At 50.1% G+C, this 15170-nt stretch carries 14 protein-coding genes and 1 riboswitch; of the genes, 6 read left to right on the top strand and 8 right to left on the bottom strand.

Annotation, left to right across the window (positions count from 1 at the left end):
• Positions 1–115: 115 nt before the first annotated feature.
• Positions 116–691: a hypothetical protein gene (locus tag ACTHRH_RS16555; protein ID WP_144934880.1), complete on the top strand. Its 576-nt coding sequence runs from the start codon at positions 116–118 to the stop codon at positions 689–691.
• A gap of 109 nt (positions 692–800) precedes the next feature.
• On the opposite strand, the gene ACTHRH_RS16550 is transcribed toward ACTHRH_RS16555, so the two are convergent.
• Positions 801–1142 carry a hypothetical protein gene (locus ACTHRH_RS16550; protein WP_225312790.1) on the bottom strand — a complete coding sequence of 114 codons (342 nt, stop codon included), beginning with the start codon at positions 1140–1142 and terminating at the stop codon, positions 801–803.
• A 224-nt stretch (positions 1143–1366) separates the two neighbouring features.
• Here ACTHRH_RS16550 and ACTHRH_RS16545 point away from each other — a divergent pair, with 224 nt between their 5' ends.
• Together ACTHRH_RS16545 and ACTHRH_RS16540 are read left to right on the top strand one after the other, a co-directional pair.
• Positions 1367–3202: a cation:proton antiporter family protein gene (locus tag ACTHRH_RS16545; RefSeq protein WP_379291168.1), complete on the top strand. Its 1836-nt coding sequence runs from the start codon at positions 1367–1369 to the stop codon at positions 3200–3202.
• A gap of 358 nt (positions 3203–3560) precedes the next feature.
• The gene (locus ACTHRH_RS16540; RefSeq protein WP_144934886.1) at positions 3561–4127 is read left to right on the top strand and encodes a DoxX family protein; all 567 of its coding nucleotides are present in this window, start codon (positions 3561–3563) and stop codon (positions 4125–4127) included.
• A 96-nt stretch (positions 4128–4223) separates the two neighbouring features.
• Here the strand turns inward: ACTHRH_RS16540 and ACTHRH_RS16535 are convergent, their stop codons facing one another.
• From ACTHRH_RS16535 to ACTHRH_RS16515, 5 genes are all read right to left on the bottom strand, one after another.
• Positions 4224–4850, bottom strand: coding sequence for an FMN-dependent NADH-azoreductase (locus ACTHRH_RS16535; RefSeq protein ID WP_144934889.1), 627 nt, complete (start codon positions 4848–4850; stop codon positions 4224–4226).
• A 132-nt stretch (positions 4851–4982) separates the two neighbouring features.
• Positions 4983–5402 carry an Rrf2 family transcriptional regulator gene (locus ACTHRH_RS16530; protein WP_144934891.1) on the bottom strand — a complete coding sequence of 140 codons (420 nt, stop codon included), beginning with the start codon at positions 5400–5402 and terminating at the stop codon, positions 4983–4985.
• A 161-nt stretch (positions 5403–5563) separates the two neighbouring features.
• Positions 5564–5950: a large conductance mechanosensitive channel protein MscL gene (gene mscL, locus ACTHRH_RS16525; protein WP_144934894.1), complete on the bottom strand. Its 387-nt coding sequence runs from the start codon at positions 5948–5950 to the stop codon at positions 5564–5566.
• A 126-nt stretch (positions 5951–6076) separates the two neighbouring features.
• Positions 6077–7282: an MGDG synthase family glycosyltransferase gene (locus tag ACTHRH_RS16520; protein WP_186328292.1), complete on the bottom strand. Its 1206-nt coding sequence runs from the start codon at positions 7280–7282 to the stop codon at positions 6077–6079.
• Positions 7283–7513: 231 nt separating this feature from the next.
• The gene (locus ACTHRH_RS16515; protein WP_440416593.1) at positions 7514–8884 is read right to left on the bottom strand and encodes a YjiH family protein; all 1371 of its coding nucleotides are present in this window, start codon (positions 8882–8884) and stop codon (positions 7514–7516) included.
• Positions 8885–9064: 180 nt separating this feature from the next.
• Here ACTHRH_RS16515 and ACTHRH_RS16510 point away from each other — a divergent pair, with 180 nt between their 5' ends.
• Both ACTHRH_RS16510 and ACTHRH_RS16505 read left to right on the top strand, forming a co-directional pair.
• Complete coding sequence (locus tag ACTHRH_RS16510) at positions 9065–10555, top strand: MDR family MFS transporter (RefSeq protein ID WP_440416591.1); 1491 nt, start codon at positions 9065–9067, stop codon at positions 10553–10555.
• 132 nt (positions 10556–10687) lie between these two features.
• A complete protein-coding gene (locus tag ACTHRH_RS16505) occupies positions 10688–11221 on the top strand; it encodes a hypothetical protein (protein ID WP_150960393.1) in 534 nt (177 codons plus the stop codon).
• Positions 11222–11437: 216 nt separating this feature from the next.
• On the opposite strand, the gene ACTHRH_RS16500 is transcribed toward ACTHRH_RS16505, so the two are convergent.
• Positions 11438–12526 carry a M42 family metallopeptidase gene (locus ACTHRH_RS16500; RefSeq protein ID WP_144934908.1) on the bottom strand — a complete coding sequence of 363 codons (1089 nt, stop codon included), beginning with the start codon at positions 12524–12526 and terminating at the stop codon, positions 11438–11440.
• A gap of 172 nt (positions 12527–12698) precedes the next feature.
• The gene (gene pdxK, locus ACTHRH_RS16495; RefSeq protein WP_144934911.1) at positions 12699–13517 is read right to left on the bottom strand and encodes a pyridoxine/pyridoxal/pyridoxamine kinase; all 819 of its coding nucleotides are present in this window, start codon (positions 13515–13517) and stop codon (positions 12699–12701) included.
• Positions 13518–13929: 412 nt separating this feature from the next.
• Positions 13930–14045: riboswitch (TPP riboswitch) on the top strand.
• 155 nt (positions 14046–14200) lie between these two features.
• Between pdxK and ACTHRH_RS16490 the strand changes: the two genes are divergently transcribed.
• The gene (locus tag ACTHRH_RS16490) at positions 14201–15001 is read left to right on the top strand and encodes an ABC transporter ATP-binding protein (RefSeq protein ID WP_144934968.1); all 801 of its coding nucleotides are present in this window, start codon (positions 14201–14203) and stop codon (positions 14999–15001) included.
• Positions 15002–15170: the final 169 nt, after the last annotated feature.

The following is a 15170-nucleotide window of genomic DNA, read 5'->3' as shown; positions in this document are numbered from 1 at the left end:
AAGAGGAGCCCGAATCCATTTTTTAGCGTAACAAGGCTTACGATGATCCGGAACTGTCTCTTATACGGGCTGAAAATGAAACCTAAGATTTATACCTTATATTAACAGGGAGAAGGTGTGGGTTATTCTACTATTATTAATCATAAGCCTCTTTTTGATCGCCTGCCTGGTTACCGGCTTGCCTGTGCTATTAATCTGGATATCGAAAAATGCCATTTTGCGCTGGACCGGGTTTCTTATATTGCTGGCGATAGGGTATGCCGGGTTCTCCATTATGTCCCGTATGACCTTGTCCACATCGAGCCGATTATCGAACGGGAATCCGGCCCTTCTTTTTCTCATGCTTCTTTTCGTTCCCTTACTGACACTGGCTGTTGTCGTTGCTTATCATAGCTATCGCTTTCTTCAAACTCGACATAGGCTGCCAATGACCTGCGGCTTTATCATCTTATTGCTGGTTTCGATAGCCTTCTTATGGTTGAGGCTTCGCGCCCGTGGAATTCATTACGTAAATGATCATCTGGGCGGATTACCTTCCAATCCCGCATCCGTTATCTTTAACAAAGGATGGTTTAATGAATATACCTACAACTTGTTTTTTAACGGCTATTCCTATATTCTTTGTATTTGCATTTTCCTGTTGGCCGGTTGTTTAATGGCGGTATCGCGGGTACTGAAGTCGACAACTTAATGTTAGTGAGAAGCCCGGTAAAAGCGAAAATCCATAACCGACTAACCGGTGGAACCTATATTGCTTTAGGATTACTTACTGCCCTTGCCAAGCCGCAAAAATGATATGATTAAGCCTCGTCGACCCCTTCGAGCTCGGGCAACCCCGCCTTTCGCCGCTGCTCGATGATATACTGAACGTACCATTCGGGATTTTCGGTGTTTCGCCGGATGGAACGGATGGTGCGCAGCCAATCCTCGTTCCAGCTCATTCCGTTGGACAACTTATGCCCCCGTTTCTCCATTGCAATAGTCTGGTCATAAGCAAAAGCCGCATCCGCCCGCATTCGCGGTGTATCCAGCAGGATAATTTTCCCCTGGGCATCTCTCTTGTAATCGAACTCCTTATAAGCGCTGCTCTTGAGTATGCGATTCGTGCCAAGACAGCCAAGATCCCGGCAGCCGCAAGCCATACCCACAATCCTCCGCCCATCATTCGCACCTCCAATAAGGAAATGGATGTACCGCATTTACGGTCTAAGCACTTCTATTTTATTTTATATTTTACCGGAGATGTGGAAAAAAGTTTTTTAGTTTTTTTTTGATTATTCCGCTTCTTTAAGGTTGATGGTATAGTAAGCTTTTGGGTAAATTAGGATAAAGCTTCAATTTTATTTTATTACGGGAGTCGTAGTCTATGGAGAATTCAACCTCGCTCACATCTTTAATGATCGTTGTGGCCATCGCTTTTCTCGTTCCCATCCTGCTGCATCAGTTGAAGCTGCGGGCGCTGCCCGTTGTTGTTGCGGAGATTGTGGCGGGCCTTGTCATCGGCAAAAGCGGATTCGATCTCGTAACCGAGGATCAATGGCTCAGTTTGTTGTCGCTGTTAGGTTTTATCTATTTAATGTTTCTTAGCGGAGTCGAAATCGATTTCTCTTCTTTTCGCAAGACGGGAGGCCGCGGCAAGGAGCCCAATCCGCTGGTCATCTCCATTCTGATCTTTGTTCTTATTCTACTGCTGTCTTACGGCTTGTCTTACGGACTTATGCTGCTGGGCTTTGTTACGGAGCCTTATTTGATGACGCTCATTATCGCTACAATTTCTCTTGGTGTTGTCATGCCGGTGCTGAAGGAGAAGAAAATGATGGATACGGGCCTGGGCCAAACGGTTCTGCTCGTGACGGTCATTTCCGACTTCGTGACGATGATCCTGCTTGCCGTTTATTTGAGCGCACTGGCTCACGATGTGACGAAAATGCTGCTTCTGCTTCTGTTCTTCCTGCTTGTCTTCGTATTTTATTTCTTCTTCCGGCGGTTCACGAACAAAGGCTGGTTTGCCATATTGGGCAAAGGAACGGTTCAGTTGGGCACACGCGCTGTGTTTGCGCTGATTTTGCTGTTCGTGGTCATGTCCGAAACGCTGGGTGTAGAAAATATTCTGGGCGCCTTCCTGGCAGGAGTCATCGTTTCGCTGCTGATGCCCAACCGGGAGTTTGCCCACCAGTTGGACACATTCGGGTACGGCTTTCTGATTCCGATCTTCTTCGTAATGGTCGGAGTTAATCTGGACCTGTGGTCCTTATTCGCGGATCCGAGTATTCTCCTGCTCATTCCGCTTCTGATCTTTGCCATCTTTATTTCCAAAATGATCCCGTCCCTGCTGCTGAACATTTGGTATCCGTGGCGCAAAGTACTCGGTTCGGGGCTGCTGATGTCATCCACTCTCAGCCTGGTCATCGCCGCTTCGACGATCGCGCTCGAGATGGGAATCATTGACGAGCATCTCCATGGGGCCCTTATTCTCGTAGCCATCCTGACCTGTCTGCTATTCCCCGTCCTGTTCAATAAAGTGTATCCCAACGAAGCAGATAAGCGGACACGGGTCTCCATTGTCGGAATTAATCACGTAACGATGCCGGTAACCCGGGATTTGATCAAGGAAGGCTATGATATCCGTCTATATACCTCGCAGACCGGCTCGGAGGAAGAACGGAGTAATTGGAACCCGGAAACGGCCGGACAGAGCTTGAAGGTGGAGGAAGTGACCCTGGATAGCCGGGAGCTGGAGGAACGGGGAGTGTATGACACCGATATCATCGTATTCGGAAGCATGGATGATGACGCGAATATCCGCTTGGCGGAGCATGCCGGCAGTCTGGGGCTGGAACGGATTATTGTCAGGGTAGAGGATCCGGAGAAGCAGGAGATGGCGCAGCGCCAGGGAATGGCGGTCTTCTCCACTCTGTATGCCTCGCGAATTTTGCTGAAGGCGCTGATTGAGCATCCGAGCGCGGTGAAGCTGATCACCCAGCAGGATGATTCCTTGCAGGAAATCCGCATGAATAATCCGGCTTACCATAATTCCTTCCTGCGGGACTTGTCTTTCCTCAAGCGGGTGCTGGTCTTAAGAATTTACCGGGGCGAATCGTTCATTATTCCTCATGGCAATACGCAGATTCAAGTCGGGGACAGGCTCCTGGCCAGCGGCGAAGCCGAGCAGATGCACATGGTTAAGAGGCATCTGGAGTAGGTTTACACTGCTTATAACGAAGCAATTTTCATGGAAGCCCGATAATTTGTGAAAGATGCTCATAAATTTCTCAAATTTCAGGATCATTCTGCCGATAATCCTTTAGTAATATAAAAAAGGTTGAAGTAGGTCTGATGTCCTAAAGCCTTGGATAGAAGGGGGCAAGTATTCGGATGAAGTGAGAAACTGTTTCGTTTATAATCCTCCGTTGAACCGTCTGTCTTGCAGCGCCGCATGACAGGGCGCCCGGAAGGCAATTCACAGGCGGGGAAGAGGGGGATATTCTGCATGCGTGCTGGTATGCAGATGGCGCGCCAGAAGCGCATGAGTTCAGAATTTAGTCAGGAGGAGAAGGAGAATGAGTCAACCCGGTAAAGAATTAAGTCCAATCAGAGTGGGGAATGAAATTGTTATCCCGGATAACCCCGTCTCTCACTTTTTGTTCAGCAGTACAAGATCAGCGATAATTTGGCTGGTCATTCGCTTGTATCTCGGATATCAATGGATTAAAGCCGGATGGGGCAAGGTGACCAGCGAGGTCTGGACGGGGCAGAAAGCCGGTACGGCAATCGAGGGCTTTGTCCGAGGGGCGTTGGCCAAGGCGGAGGAAGGAAAAGACGTAACCGGATGGTATGCTTCCTTCCTGCAGGATTTTGTGCTGCCGAATGCGAAAGTATTCTCCTTTATGGTAGCTTATGGAGAGGTGCTTGTAGGCTTGGGACTTATTGTCGGATTGCTGACCGGAATTGCCGCCTTTTTCGGCGGGCTGATGAACGCCGCCTTCTTGTTTGCCGGTACGGTCAGCACCAATCCGTTGTTTTTTATACTGGCGACCTGGCTGGTGCTGGCATGGAAAGTGGCCGGCTGGTACGGAGTGGACCGTTGGGCGCTGCAGTATCTGGGCACCCCTTGGCACCGTAAGTAACACTAGGGTTGTCGGTCAGAATCATCATCAACGTACATAGAAAAACCCGGAGTGCACCGCTGAACGGTCCTCCGGGTTTTTGCTCCTGTTGTTGGTCTAGAACGATTGAGCCGCTTGAGCGGACTGTTCAATCCCCTTCTGAATAAGGTCGGCCGCTTTGTCCGGGAACTGATTATGCCCTTCGACGATAACTGTAGTGAAGTCTGTAAACCCGAACTGCTGCAGGTTCATTGTTACGAAATTGACGGCCATTTCGTGTGCGGCGGCAGGTCCTTCAGAATAGATTCCGCCTCTGGCGTTCAGAATTGCGGCTTTCCGGCCAGTGACCAAGCCTACAGGCCCTTCCGGCGTGTAACGGAACGTCTGTCCTGCCTGGTTTAAGTAATCGATATAGGTATGCAGAGGGGCGGGAACCGTCTTGTTCCACAACGGGAAAGCGAAGACGACCTTGTCGGCCCGCAGGAACTGGTCCAAATACTTCTGCACCAAATCGGCTGCCTTCTTCTCTTCCGGGCTCAACTCCATGCCGCTTCTCGATTTAAACATCGCATTGATCATTGTGGCATCGTAATAAGGCAGGTTCTCCGCGAACAAATCCAGTTCGATGATTTCATCTTCAGGATGAGATTGACGATAGGATTGCAGGAAGGAATCATAAAGCTTAACGCTGACTGCTTGCTCAGCCGGCCGGTTATTGGCTTTAACGAATAATACGGTAGACATCTTGGTGAAATCCTCCTTGTAAGTATAAGAAATAGAATAAGAAACTGTATTGGTTACAATTAGGGTGGCAGGTGTTCCGCTAACACTCAACTATCCGTCACCGAATTGGTTACGAATCGGGCAAGAGCAGGGCTAAAGCTTAAGGACCTGCCTCAGCACATCTTCAATCGTGTATCGGGACAGCTTTTCCTTAACAGCGGCCTCCGCTTCCTGCATAATCCCTTCAAGCACCGGAAGCATATTACGGCCTACAACGCAGGTTTCGCTGGGCTGGCTCTTGTGCAGACAGTAGGCTTCGCACCCTTCGATCACATGATAAACATCCAGAAGGGTTATTTGATCCGCCGGACGGGACAGCTTGGTTCCGCCGAGAGCACCAGGCTGGGAGATCACCAGATTACCCCTGGCCAGCCTGCACAGGATGCGGCGTATAACAACCGGATTCGTATTGACGCTTTCCGCCATTTCCTCCGAAGTGACTTGGTCAAATTGACCCCGGGCAATAAAGACCAGCATATGAACAGCGACAGCAAACTGGCTGTTAGAGAACATGCCCCCTCCTCCTTTTGTAACCCAACGAGTTACATTTTAGCATGGAAATCAGCGCAATGTAAAGAAGCCTGAAGGGATGGACAAAGGAGAATTGCAGGGAGCGGCCATATACGGATAACGTTCAATATGGCCGTTTCCCTCGGTCAACGAACGACCGATGCTTATCCGTTCTTCTGCTGCTTAAGCAGATCGCGGATTTCGGTCAGCAGAAGCTCCTCTTTGGACGGAGCCGGCGGCTCCGATTTCTCTTCCTTGGCTTCCTTGCGCTTTAATTTGTTAAAAGCTTTAATGAAAAGAAAGATGGAGAAAGCCACGATGAAGAAATCAATGATCGTCTGCAGGAAAACGCCGTAATTCAGGGAAGCATCCCCGAGCGGGTATTGCAGGCTGGACAGATCCACTCCGCCCATGAGCAAACCGATGATCGGCATAATGATGTCATTTACCAGGGAAGTCACAATTTTGCCGAAGGCCGCCCCGATAATAACCCCCACCGCCAGATCCATAACATTTCCTTTTAAAGCAAACTTCTTAAACTCTTCCCACATTCAGGTTCACCTGCTTTAGTATGATAGAATCATGGACTAGTATATCAAATGATGAAATAGCTTTTGATAGGACTGTGGTAGGAATGGTCGAAAATGTCCAAAAAGATCCAAAAAGATCCAAAAAGATCAAAAAGACAAGCGGTCCATCGGAACCGGGATACGTTCATGCGTCGGCATGTGATTTCGATGGTGCGTTCCCAACCGATTTACGGTTTCCAGCACATCCAGGGTAATCGACCGCGCCGCATGAGGCTGCTGCTGCGAATTGATTCTGGAGATGGCGGATTTCACTCTTCTATAGGCGACCGGATCGGACAACAGCTTCCGGATCTGCTCCTGCAGCTCTTCAGCCGTTCTGGCCACGAGGGCGGCCCCTCTGTCGTTCAAGTAACGGGCATTTTCCTTCTCCTGGCCCGGAAACGGCTTAAAGATACAGATAGGGACATTCATTTTAATAGCTTCCGATAGAGTAATTCCTCCGGCTTTGGTAATGATGCAGGAGGCCAGCCTCATTAACTCGTGGATCGTTTCCACGTAACCGAGAAGCTTAACCTGCGGCTGGTGCGCGAACCGGGCTTGCAGTTCCTCCTTGAGCTTGCCGTTCTTGCCGCAAACGACCGCAAACTGGACGTTGTCCAATGCAGTCAGGTGCTCCAGAATCGATTTCATGTTCTGCAGGACCCCGTAGGCGCCGGCCATAACAAGAACAACCGGCTTGCCCGGGTCCAATCCATACTGTTCATATAGCTTGCAGGTATCGACCGAGGCATAGAACGATTCCCGGATCGGAATTCCGCTGACCATAATTTGCCGGGGCTGGATCTTCCTCTGAATCATAGCTTCCTTCAGGTCCTTGGTGGCAACATAGAAGCGGTCCGATTTCGAGATCATCCAACGGTTGTGCAGGGCGAAATCGGTCAGGACGGTAAAGGTCGGGATCGCTATCCCCGATTTTCTGCACAGAGGCGAGACCGGAACGTAGGGAAAAGTGCTGATCACCGCATCCGGAAGCAGACTGCGTATGACCTGTTTGAATTTCTGCCTTCCGAGAGCAAGCAGCGGTTTGGCCAGCCACTTATCATAATTTAGATTTCGGGTAGAATAGTAGCTCCAGCCGTAATAGTCGAAGCCTGCCCGTTGTGAGGGCCCGCTCTTTAAATAAATATATCGGATCAACGAGTTTAACCGGGGGTGGGCCTCATCCAGCAAATCGAGCACATGAACGCTGCGTACACCTTGGGTGTGGAATTCATTCCGCAAAGCGTTGGCTACCTGAATATGGCCGTCACCATAACCGGCGGTCAGGATCAGAATGTTAGGATCGTCATTCATTCGAGCCGTGCTCCTTTCGTTCATGGTGTTAACCGACTACCCTTAGAATACCGGTCAATGATTAACGCCGTTCGCAGCTTTCTTCAAAAATTCGTAAACCATTTGTATAAAGGAAAGCAGGACGGAATTATTTTAGCAGATCGGAAAAACATATGGCTAGTATTTGAAAAAAAATTTTCCGCTTCCAAGGGCTCCAGAAACATAGGCCGTCATTGGAACAGCATGCACATTTTAAAAAATGAGATGGGCCGCCAGAACGACAACCGGAAGTGTAATCAGGGTCCGCTCTATGAAAATAATAAATAAATCCTTCAGTGAAATCGGGATTTTCGAACCGAGCAGCAATCCTCCCACCTCGGACATATAGATGAGCTGCGTAACCGAAATCGCTGCGATAACGAAGCGGGTTAGCTCGCTCTCGATCGAGCCGGCCAGCACCGTCGGCAGGAACATATCGGCAAATCCGACGATCATGGTCTGGGAGGCGGCCTGGGCTTCAGGAACTTGCATAAGCTCAAGCAGAGGCAGGAACGGAAGTCCGAGCCATTTGAAAATAGGGGTATATTCCGCCAAAATCAAGGCCAGCGTTCCAATAGCCATAACTACGGGAACGACCCCGATCCATAGGTCCATAATATTTTTGAGACCTTCGCTTGTAAAGCCTCTCATGCCCGTATTCTCCTTGGCTTTACGGACAGCCTGCGATAACCCCCACCGCCATGGCGTGTAATTCTCGGGGATGGCTTCCTTCTCCGCCGGCCGGTCGGAATCGTAGTAAGTATCCCGTTTCCTGGAAAGCGGGGGAATCCGCGGCATGATAATGGCGGCCACTAATCCGGCAAGACTGACAGTAATATAAAATGGGATAAACAGGTGCTCCAGTTTCACCTGGGCAAGCACAACGAAGCAGAAGGTGATGGAAACGGCCGAGAAGGTCGTTCCGATGACAGCAGCCTCGCGTTTAGTATAGTAACCGGTCTCGTACTGTTTGCTCGTAAGCAGGACGCCGATCGTTCCGTCTCCCAGCCAGGAGGTCAGGCAGTCTATGGAAGAACGCCCGGGCAGAGTAAAGAGGGGTCTCATCACCTTAATCATCAATGCCCCGATGAACTCCAGCAGGCCAAAATTGACCAGCAGCGGCAGCAGCATCCCGGCTAACAAAAATACGACGAACAATAACGGCAGCAGATCAAACAGCAGGACTTGACCGGTAGCTTCGGATTGAATCCATTCCGGACCGATATGAAGTAAAGTGGCCAGGGCGAACAATACCCCTAGTCCTCTTATGATTAACCAGAAGGGAGGCACGTCAAACAAGCTGGTCCAAAAGGAACTGCGCGCAAGCCAAGCCGGCTTGTGGAGTTTGACGATGACACTTCCTATAAAGCTGACCGCGATCAAGAAGAATGTTAACTGCGGGAGCCAATTCGTCAGAAGGGCCTGCAGTTCTTTGGCCAGTATGGCGATGGGAATGGTGACTTGGCCTTTCCACATGAGCGGGGTCATAAATAATAAAATACCGATGACAGAGGGAATGGCAAATTTCAGGACATCGGTGGTGCTAAAAGTTAGTCTGGCACGCTGCGGTTTCATAATCTCCATCCTTCATTGGTTCTAACTATATGAATGAACCTTATTTTATCCTTATAAATTATAGCGGAAAACAGTAAGGGACGCCTAGGAATATAGTTCCATATAGAAGAAAAATTAATAGACACTTCATACAAATAAGGAAGGATTTGATATACTAAGAGACATTGGTAATAGGATCGGGGGAAAAGGATGCAAACAAATACACGATTAGTCATGGCTTCGCTTATGATTTTAACTTTCCTGACCGCCATTGAAGGAACGGTCGTCAGTACGGCCATGCCCAAGATTGTAAGCGATCTGCAGGGAATACAATTAATGAATTGGGTTTTCTCCATTTATCTGTTGTTATCGGCTATAACCGTTCCTGTCTTTGGCAAGCTGTCTGACTTGTTTGGCCGCAAGCGGATCTTCTTTGCCGGTACTCTTATCTTCCTGTTAGGCTCCGCCTTGTGCGGCATTTCGCAGACGATGGGACAGCTTATTGTATTTCGCGCTGTGCAGGGAATAGGAGCCGGCGCCGTCATACCGATCGCCTCCATTATCATTGGAGATATTTTTCCGGTCGAGCAGAGGTCCAAGATGATCGGATTGTTGGGCATGATGTGGGGAGTGTCCGGGCTGCTCGGACCGTTAGTGGGCGGATTTTTCGTCGATCAGATTTCGTGGCACTGGATATTCTTCTTCAACCTTCCGTTCGGATTAGCCGCGATGCTGATCCTGGCGCTGTCTTTCAAGGAAAAATTCGAGAAGACTACAAAGAATATCGACTATTGGGGAGCGGCGGTCTTCGCGGCATCCATGTTCGCTCTCCTCTACGCCTTGCAGAGAGGCGGGGAAGATCATCAATGGACTTCGCCGACGGTTCTTGTTCTTTTTGCGGCTTTTATTGTATTAATGCTCTTATTCATATACATAGAGTCAAGAGTGAAGGACCCGATGATTCCGCTCAAGCTGTTCCGTGTCCGTGTAATAACGTTAGCCAATATCGTAGCTTTCCTGGTCAGTGCCATTCTGATTGGGGGGACGGTATATCTCCCGATGTGGGTGCAGGGAGTATTGGGATATAGCGCCACCCGTTCTGGGTTTGTGCTGACCCCGATGTCCCTGGTTTGGACGTTCGGTTCCTTCCTGTGCGGAAAGCTGTTGGTTAAGAGAGGGGTTCGTTTCACTTCCCTGGCCGGATACAGTCTGATTCTCATCATTACGCTATGGCTCTCCTTACTGCAGATGGATAGTCCGCAATTTCAGCTGTACCTCATAACCGCCATACAAGGAATGGGGTTCGGTCTGATTTTGACAATGAGCACGGTCAGTGTACAGTCCGCGGTGGATTGGTCGATGCGCGGAGTAGCGACATCCTCCAACGTATTCTTCCGCAGCCTCGGCCAGACGGTCGGCGCTGCACTGCTGGGGACTTATTTCAACGCCAGGCTGATGACGGCCATTAATGAGAAACGTGTGCAAGGGGAAGCGGTGGACCTGGATAGTCTGAATAACTTGATCAATCCCCAGCAGGCAGGGGATATTTCGGAAGCGGTTCGGCAGAGCTTGCGCGAGGTGCTTGTTTTTGGGGTTCACCATGTATTTGTCGCGTTGTTTGTGATTGCTATCGCTGGCTTCCTGGCTTCCTTCCTTCTTCCCAGAAGAGTCGCTGAGCCTGAGCCTGCTCAAGAGCACTAATGGAATAGCATTCGTCATACCTGCACAAACTTATAAAGTCATAGATCGTCTCCTGCTCACATAGCTATAGGTTAAGAAGGAAGATTCGTATTGGACAAACTATAGCGTGTAAGCAGGAAGGAGACGGCATGTATGAGGAGCGGCAAGCCGGGGACGGCGGACTCCTGCTATCGGGGGTCGGGGAGATTTCCCTCTTATCTTAAGAAACAGCTCGTTCACGTGAAGCATAATCTGTACTTGAACCGGGGGGACCCTTCTTATTATGAGAAGGTGCTTCGGTATGTGAACCCTTCCTGCGCGGAAGCTCATTATCGGGTAGGGGCGAAGTGTGAGGAAGAAGGGAGTTACTCCAAGGCGCTGAAGCATTATTTGGCTGCCGCTATGGACTTGTCTTCTTCCTATTCGTTTAAAGCCAAGCTCGCCATGCGGAGATTGCTGGAGGAGGAGCCTGCGGAGAGCGCGGCCCGAAGCAGGAAGGCCGATTATGTGGTCGCCGGTCGGCATGCGCTTCCACTTCGTTCGCCTGAAAGTCCGCATAGTACGAAAAAGTCCAAGGCAACCGCTGCCGAAGGGCCGCGAAGCCCGGGCATATCCAAGCCGATTCTGGCCGGATTTATAATGATCCATTTACTTCTGCTGGTCTTGCTGCTCTTCCTGAACGGTTAGTCCGAAATTAAAGGGGACGGTTTGAAAGGGAGAAGCTAAAAACAGAACCGCCCCGGAATCTCCTGATCGGAGTTCCGGGGCGGTTTTTTAACCACATTAGAAAGTTTAAGTTCATTAAAGCATTAAAATGGAACAACTTTCTAATTGGCATAAAAAGCTACCTTTAAAACCGGGTTATTCGTCTTCGAAGAGGCTCCGTTAGGAGCTTTTTGTACGTCATCCGTAGATGATTTCTTTCACTGTCTTCTGATCCAGCTTCTTGATGACTTCTACAAGAAGCTTGACCGCATTTTCATAATCGTCACGGTGCAGAATGGCTGCATGCGTGTGAATATAGCGTGTCGCAATGCAGATGGCAAGAGCAGGAACGCCTCCGGCGGTCAGATGGATGGCTCCCGCATCCGTTCCACCTCCGGCGACGAAGTCAAACTGGTAAGGGATTCCCGCTTCGTCGGCCGTATCCGTGACCAGATGGCGCAGCCTGCGGTGGGAGATCATGGAGCCGTCATAAACCAGCACCTGCGGGCCCTTGCCCATCTTGGCCAGTGCCTCCTTGTCGTTGATTCCCGGAGTATCGCCGGCAATACCGACATCTACAGAGAATCCGATATCCGGCTGAATCAGATTCGTAGCCGTCTTCGCTCCCCGCAGGCCGACTTCTTCCTGTACGGTACCGACGCCGTATACGGTATTCGGGTGATCGACATCTTTCAGCTGGCGAAGCACATCGATCGCTATGGCACATCCGATCCGGTTATCCCATGCCTTGGCCATCAGCAGCTTGTCGTTCTTCATCACCGTAAATTCACATACCGGGAAGATGGAATCCCCCGGCCGGACCCCGAACTCCATTGCTTCTTCCTTGCTGGACGCGCCGATATCGATGAACATATCTCGCTTCTCTACCGGCTTCTTGCGGGCGTCGGGCGAGAGAATGTGCGGAGGCTTCGAGCCGATGACTCCCGGAATTTTCTCTCCGGAACGGGTGACCACGGTAACTCTTTGGGCGAGCATAACCTGCTCCCACCAGCCGCCCAGCGTCTGAAACTGGAGGAAGCCCTTGTCATCGATATGCGTTACCATAAATCCGATTTCATCGAGATGACCGGCGATCATAATTTTCGGCCCTTCGGTTTTCCCTTTCTTAACGGCGATCAAGCTGCCCAGCCGATCTACAGTCACTTCATCGGAGTAGGGCTCTATGTACTTCTTCATAACCGCACGGGGCTCGTCCTCGTTGCCGGGCACTCCATTCGCATCGGTTAAATCTTTGAGCATCTGTAAAGTAGTATCCAATTCAGCCATCTTTTTCTTCCTCCTTTGATATGGAACGAAGTTAAGTGTTTTCATCTAAACTTTATCACATTATTTGGAAATCAGAAACCATCAAGAAGGATGAGGTGATACTAATTTTCCGTTTTTGAAGCTAAAGCAGAGCCCGCTTCCTTTAACAGGCCGCGGGCTTCATATGACTGTATTAAATGCTGCCGCCCTCGTAATTGCGGTAAGCGCCATGGTTCGTGGGGCCGACATAGCTGTTCAGGGCGAAGGAATGGCGAATGGCCGCCGTAATGAACTTCTTGGCCGTGTGAATGGCTTCCCGGACGCTCTTGCCCTTGGCCAATTCAGCAGTAATGGCGGATGAGTAGGTACAGCCTGCGCCATGGGTATAGGTGGTGCTGATCTTCTCCGATTCCAGAATCTCGAAGGTCTCCCCATCGTACAGCAGATCGATCGCACGGGTTTCGCTGACGAGCTTGCCGCCGCCTTTGATCAGGACGTATTTGGCTCCGAGCGAATGAATCTTCACCGCTGCTTCTTTCATCTGCTCCACCGATTTGATCGGGCCGTAGCCGCTTAGTTGGGAAGCCTCGAACAGGTTCGGCGTCACGACCAGCGCTTTCGGAACGAGCACGTCACGCAGGCTGTTGTTCGTCTCCGGATGAAGAGCCTCATCCGCCCCCTTGCAGACCATAACCGGGTCCACGACGACGTTGGTCAACTGATATTTCTCGATTTTGCTGGCCGCCATCTCGATAATCTCGATGGAGCCGAGCATACCGGTTTTGGCAGCGTCTACTCCGATTCCGCAAATGATCGTTTCCAATTGGGCTTCCAGAACATCGGCGGAAATCGGGAAGACGTTATGAAACCAATTATTATGCGGATCTTGTGCGACTATGGTAGTTAGAGCGGTCATGCCATAGACTCCGAGCTCCTGGAAAGTCTTGAGGTCGGCTTGTATTCCGGCGCCTCCGCTGCTGTCGGAACCTGCAATGGTTAGTGCTTTTTTCATAATCTTCGCAAAGATACACGTGATACGAGTATTAGAGAGGGAATGATCCGAATCTCTTCTCCCGGGAAGTCACGTCTCCTTGCTTCCTCCTTTTTGTAACAGGGTATAATCGTGCCGCAAGGCGGCTTACAAAACAAAATGGACTACCCCAATATATTACTATGATTTCGCCAATCGATAAACCTATTCCGAGAAAAAAAGAGCTACTTGTTCAGCATCATGGAGAAAAGGGGCGCTAATGGACAATTCCGGCACCAGGGTCTATAATGTCATCAGAGTGAATGAGCTTGGGCGAAGCAGAATCTCAAGGAATCCATCCGGTTAAGTACCGCTTGAGTTTCGGGGCTGCGCCAACAAAGGCAGCGGCTTAAGCTCGTCAGACACTATCGGAAAAATTATAAATAACATGAATATTAGATGCCAGGGGTGCTGGAATCCGGCCGGCTGAGATTGTATCCCTTAAAGATACTGACCCTTTCTGAACCTGATCTGGGTAATGCCAGCGTAGGAAAGCAGCAGATTCGCTTTTTGATTTGGCATGCGCGCTCCCGGGGAAGGGGGCTTTTTTAAATTACAGGTATAAGTTTTGCATGCTTATTCAGTTCTACAAGGACGGCGACTGCCGTTTTCCTTGAGGGGTTGGCTGGTGGGATTATTGAGGGGTTCTGCATATTTTGAACGGAATGGAGGACAAGGCGTTGGAAAATCAACTGGAGCTGCACCATATTACTCAAATTTTCAATACGAAAGGAAAACCCGCTCCGGTGCTGGACGAGGTCTCTTTAACCGTGCGCAAGGGGGAGTTCGTCTCCATTATAGGGCCCTCCGGCTGTGGAAAAAGCACCCTGTTTCACATCATCGGCGGCCTGATCCGGCCTACAGGGGGACGGGTGAACATGGAAGGGAAAGATGTAACCGGGCAGCAAGGACATATAAGCTATATGCCTCAGCAGCCTGCGCTATTCCCTTGGCGGACGATCGAGGACAATGTCATTCTCGCCAGAGAGGTTGCCGGCTTGCCCAAACGGGAGGCTCTGGAAGAAGCAAGAGTCTGGCTTTCCAGAGTCGGATTAGGCGGCTACGAGAAAGCTTATCCCCATGTATTGTCCGGGGGGATGCAGCAGCGTGTGGCTTTCCTCCGGGCCCTGCTCAGTCCGCAGGAGCTGATCTGTCTGGATGAACCGTTCAGCGCGTTGGATGCATTAACGAGAACGGAAATGCAGAGCTGGCTGTTGGATATTTGGGAGGTCCATCAACGGTCGGTGCTGTTCATAACACATAATATAGAAGAAGCGCTGCTGCTGTCGGACACCGTCTACCTCTTTTCCAGCAGGCCCGCCAAGGTGCTTAGGAAAATAGACGTTCCTTTCTCCCGCCCACGGCAGGAGGCCCTGCTAACGGACCCTGATTTTATCCGCTTGAGACAAGATATTTACCAACAAATGAAGGAGGAACAGGGGAAGATGCGCCAGGCGACCCGTTAGGGGCTTGGGGGGCTGCCTTTGAATCCGCTGGTTTCAAAATGTAAGATAGTATTAGTTTTGCATGGAAATTCGTTCCAGGTGCATAGGCGTCTAACTACCTTGAAAATCTAGATACGCTTAAAGTAACTTTTAGGCAATACGAAACTAGACCCTTGCCAATTCATTTTTT

It is taken from the genome of Paenibacillus sp. SAFN-117 (genome assembly GCF_051966115.1).
Lineage (GTDB): Bacteria > Bacillota > Bacilli > Paenibacillales > NBRC-103111 > Paenibacillus_L > Paenibacillus_L residui.
The sequence above is the reverse complement of the archived record's forward strand: the minus strand, read 5'-3'. Positions and strand labels throughout refer to the sequence as shown.

Excerpts from the sequence above, each read along its gene's own strand:
- ACTHRH_RS16550 (WP_225312790.1), bottom strand. The coding sequence starts at position 1,142 with ATGGCTTGCGGCTGCCGGGATCTTGGCTGTCTTGGCACGAATCGCATA.
- ACTHRH_RS16545 (WP_379291168.1), top strand. The coding sequence starts at position 1,367 with ATGGAGAATTCAACCTCGCTCACATCTTTAATGATCGTTGTGGCCATC.
- ACTHRH_RS16540 (WP_144934886.1), top strand. The coding sequence starts at position 3,561 with ATGAGTCAACCCGGTAAAGAATTAAGTCCAATCAGAGTGGGGAATGAA.
- ACTHRH_RS16535 (WP_144934889.1), bottom strand. The coding sequence starts at position 4,850 with ATGTCTACCGTATTATTCGTTAAAGCCAATAACCGGCCGGCTGAGCAA.
- ACTHRH_RS16530 (WP_144934891.1), bottom strand. The coding sequence starts at position 5,402 with ATGTTCTCTAACAGCCAGTTTGCTGTCGCTGTTCATATGCTGGTCTTT.
- mscL (WP_144934894.1), bottom strand. The coding sequence starts at position 5,950 with ATGTGGGAAGAGTTTAAGAAGTTTGCTTTAAAAGGAAATGTTATGGAT.
- ACTHRH_RS16520 (WP_186328292.1), bottom strand. The coding sequence starts at position 7,282 with ATGAATGACGATCCTAACATTCTGATCCTGACCGCCGGTTATGGTGAC.
- ACTHRH_RS16515 (WP_440416593.1), bottom strand. The coding sequence starts at position 8,884 with ATGGAGATTATGAAACCGCAGCGTGCCAGACTAACTTTTAGCACCACC.
- ACTHRH_RS16510 (WP_440416591.1), top strand. The coding sequence starts at position 9,065 with ATGCAAACAAATACACGATTAGTCATGGCTTCGCTTATGATTTTAACT.
- ACTHRH_RS16505 (WP_150960393.1), top strand. The coding sequence starts at position 10,688 with ATGAGGAGCGGCAAGCCGGGGACGGCGGACTCCTGCTATCGGGGGTCG.
- ACTHRH_RS16500 (WP_144934908.1), bottom strand. The coding sequence starts at position 12,526 with ATGGCTGAATTGGATACTACTTTACAGATGCTCAAAGATTTAACCGAT.
- pdxK (WP_144934911.1), bottom strand. The coding sequence starts at position 13,517 with ATGAAAAAAGCACTAACCATTGCAGGTTCCGACAGCAGCGGAGGCGCC.
- ACTHRH_RS16490 (WP_144934968.1), top strand. The coding sequence starts at position 14,201 with ATGGAGGACAAGGCGTTGGAAAATCAACTGGAGCTGCACCATATTACT.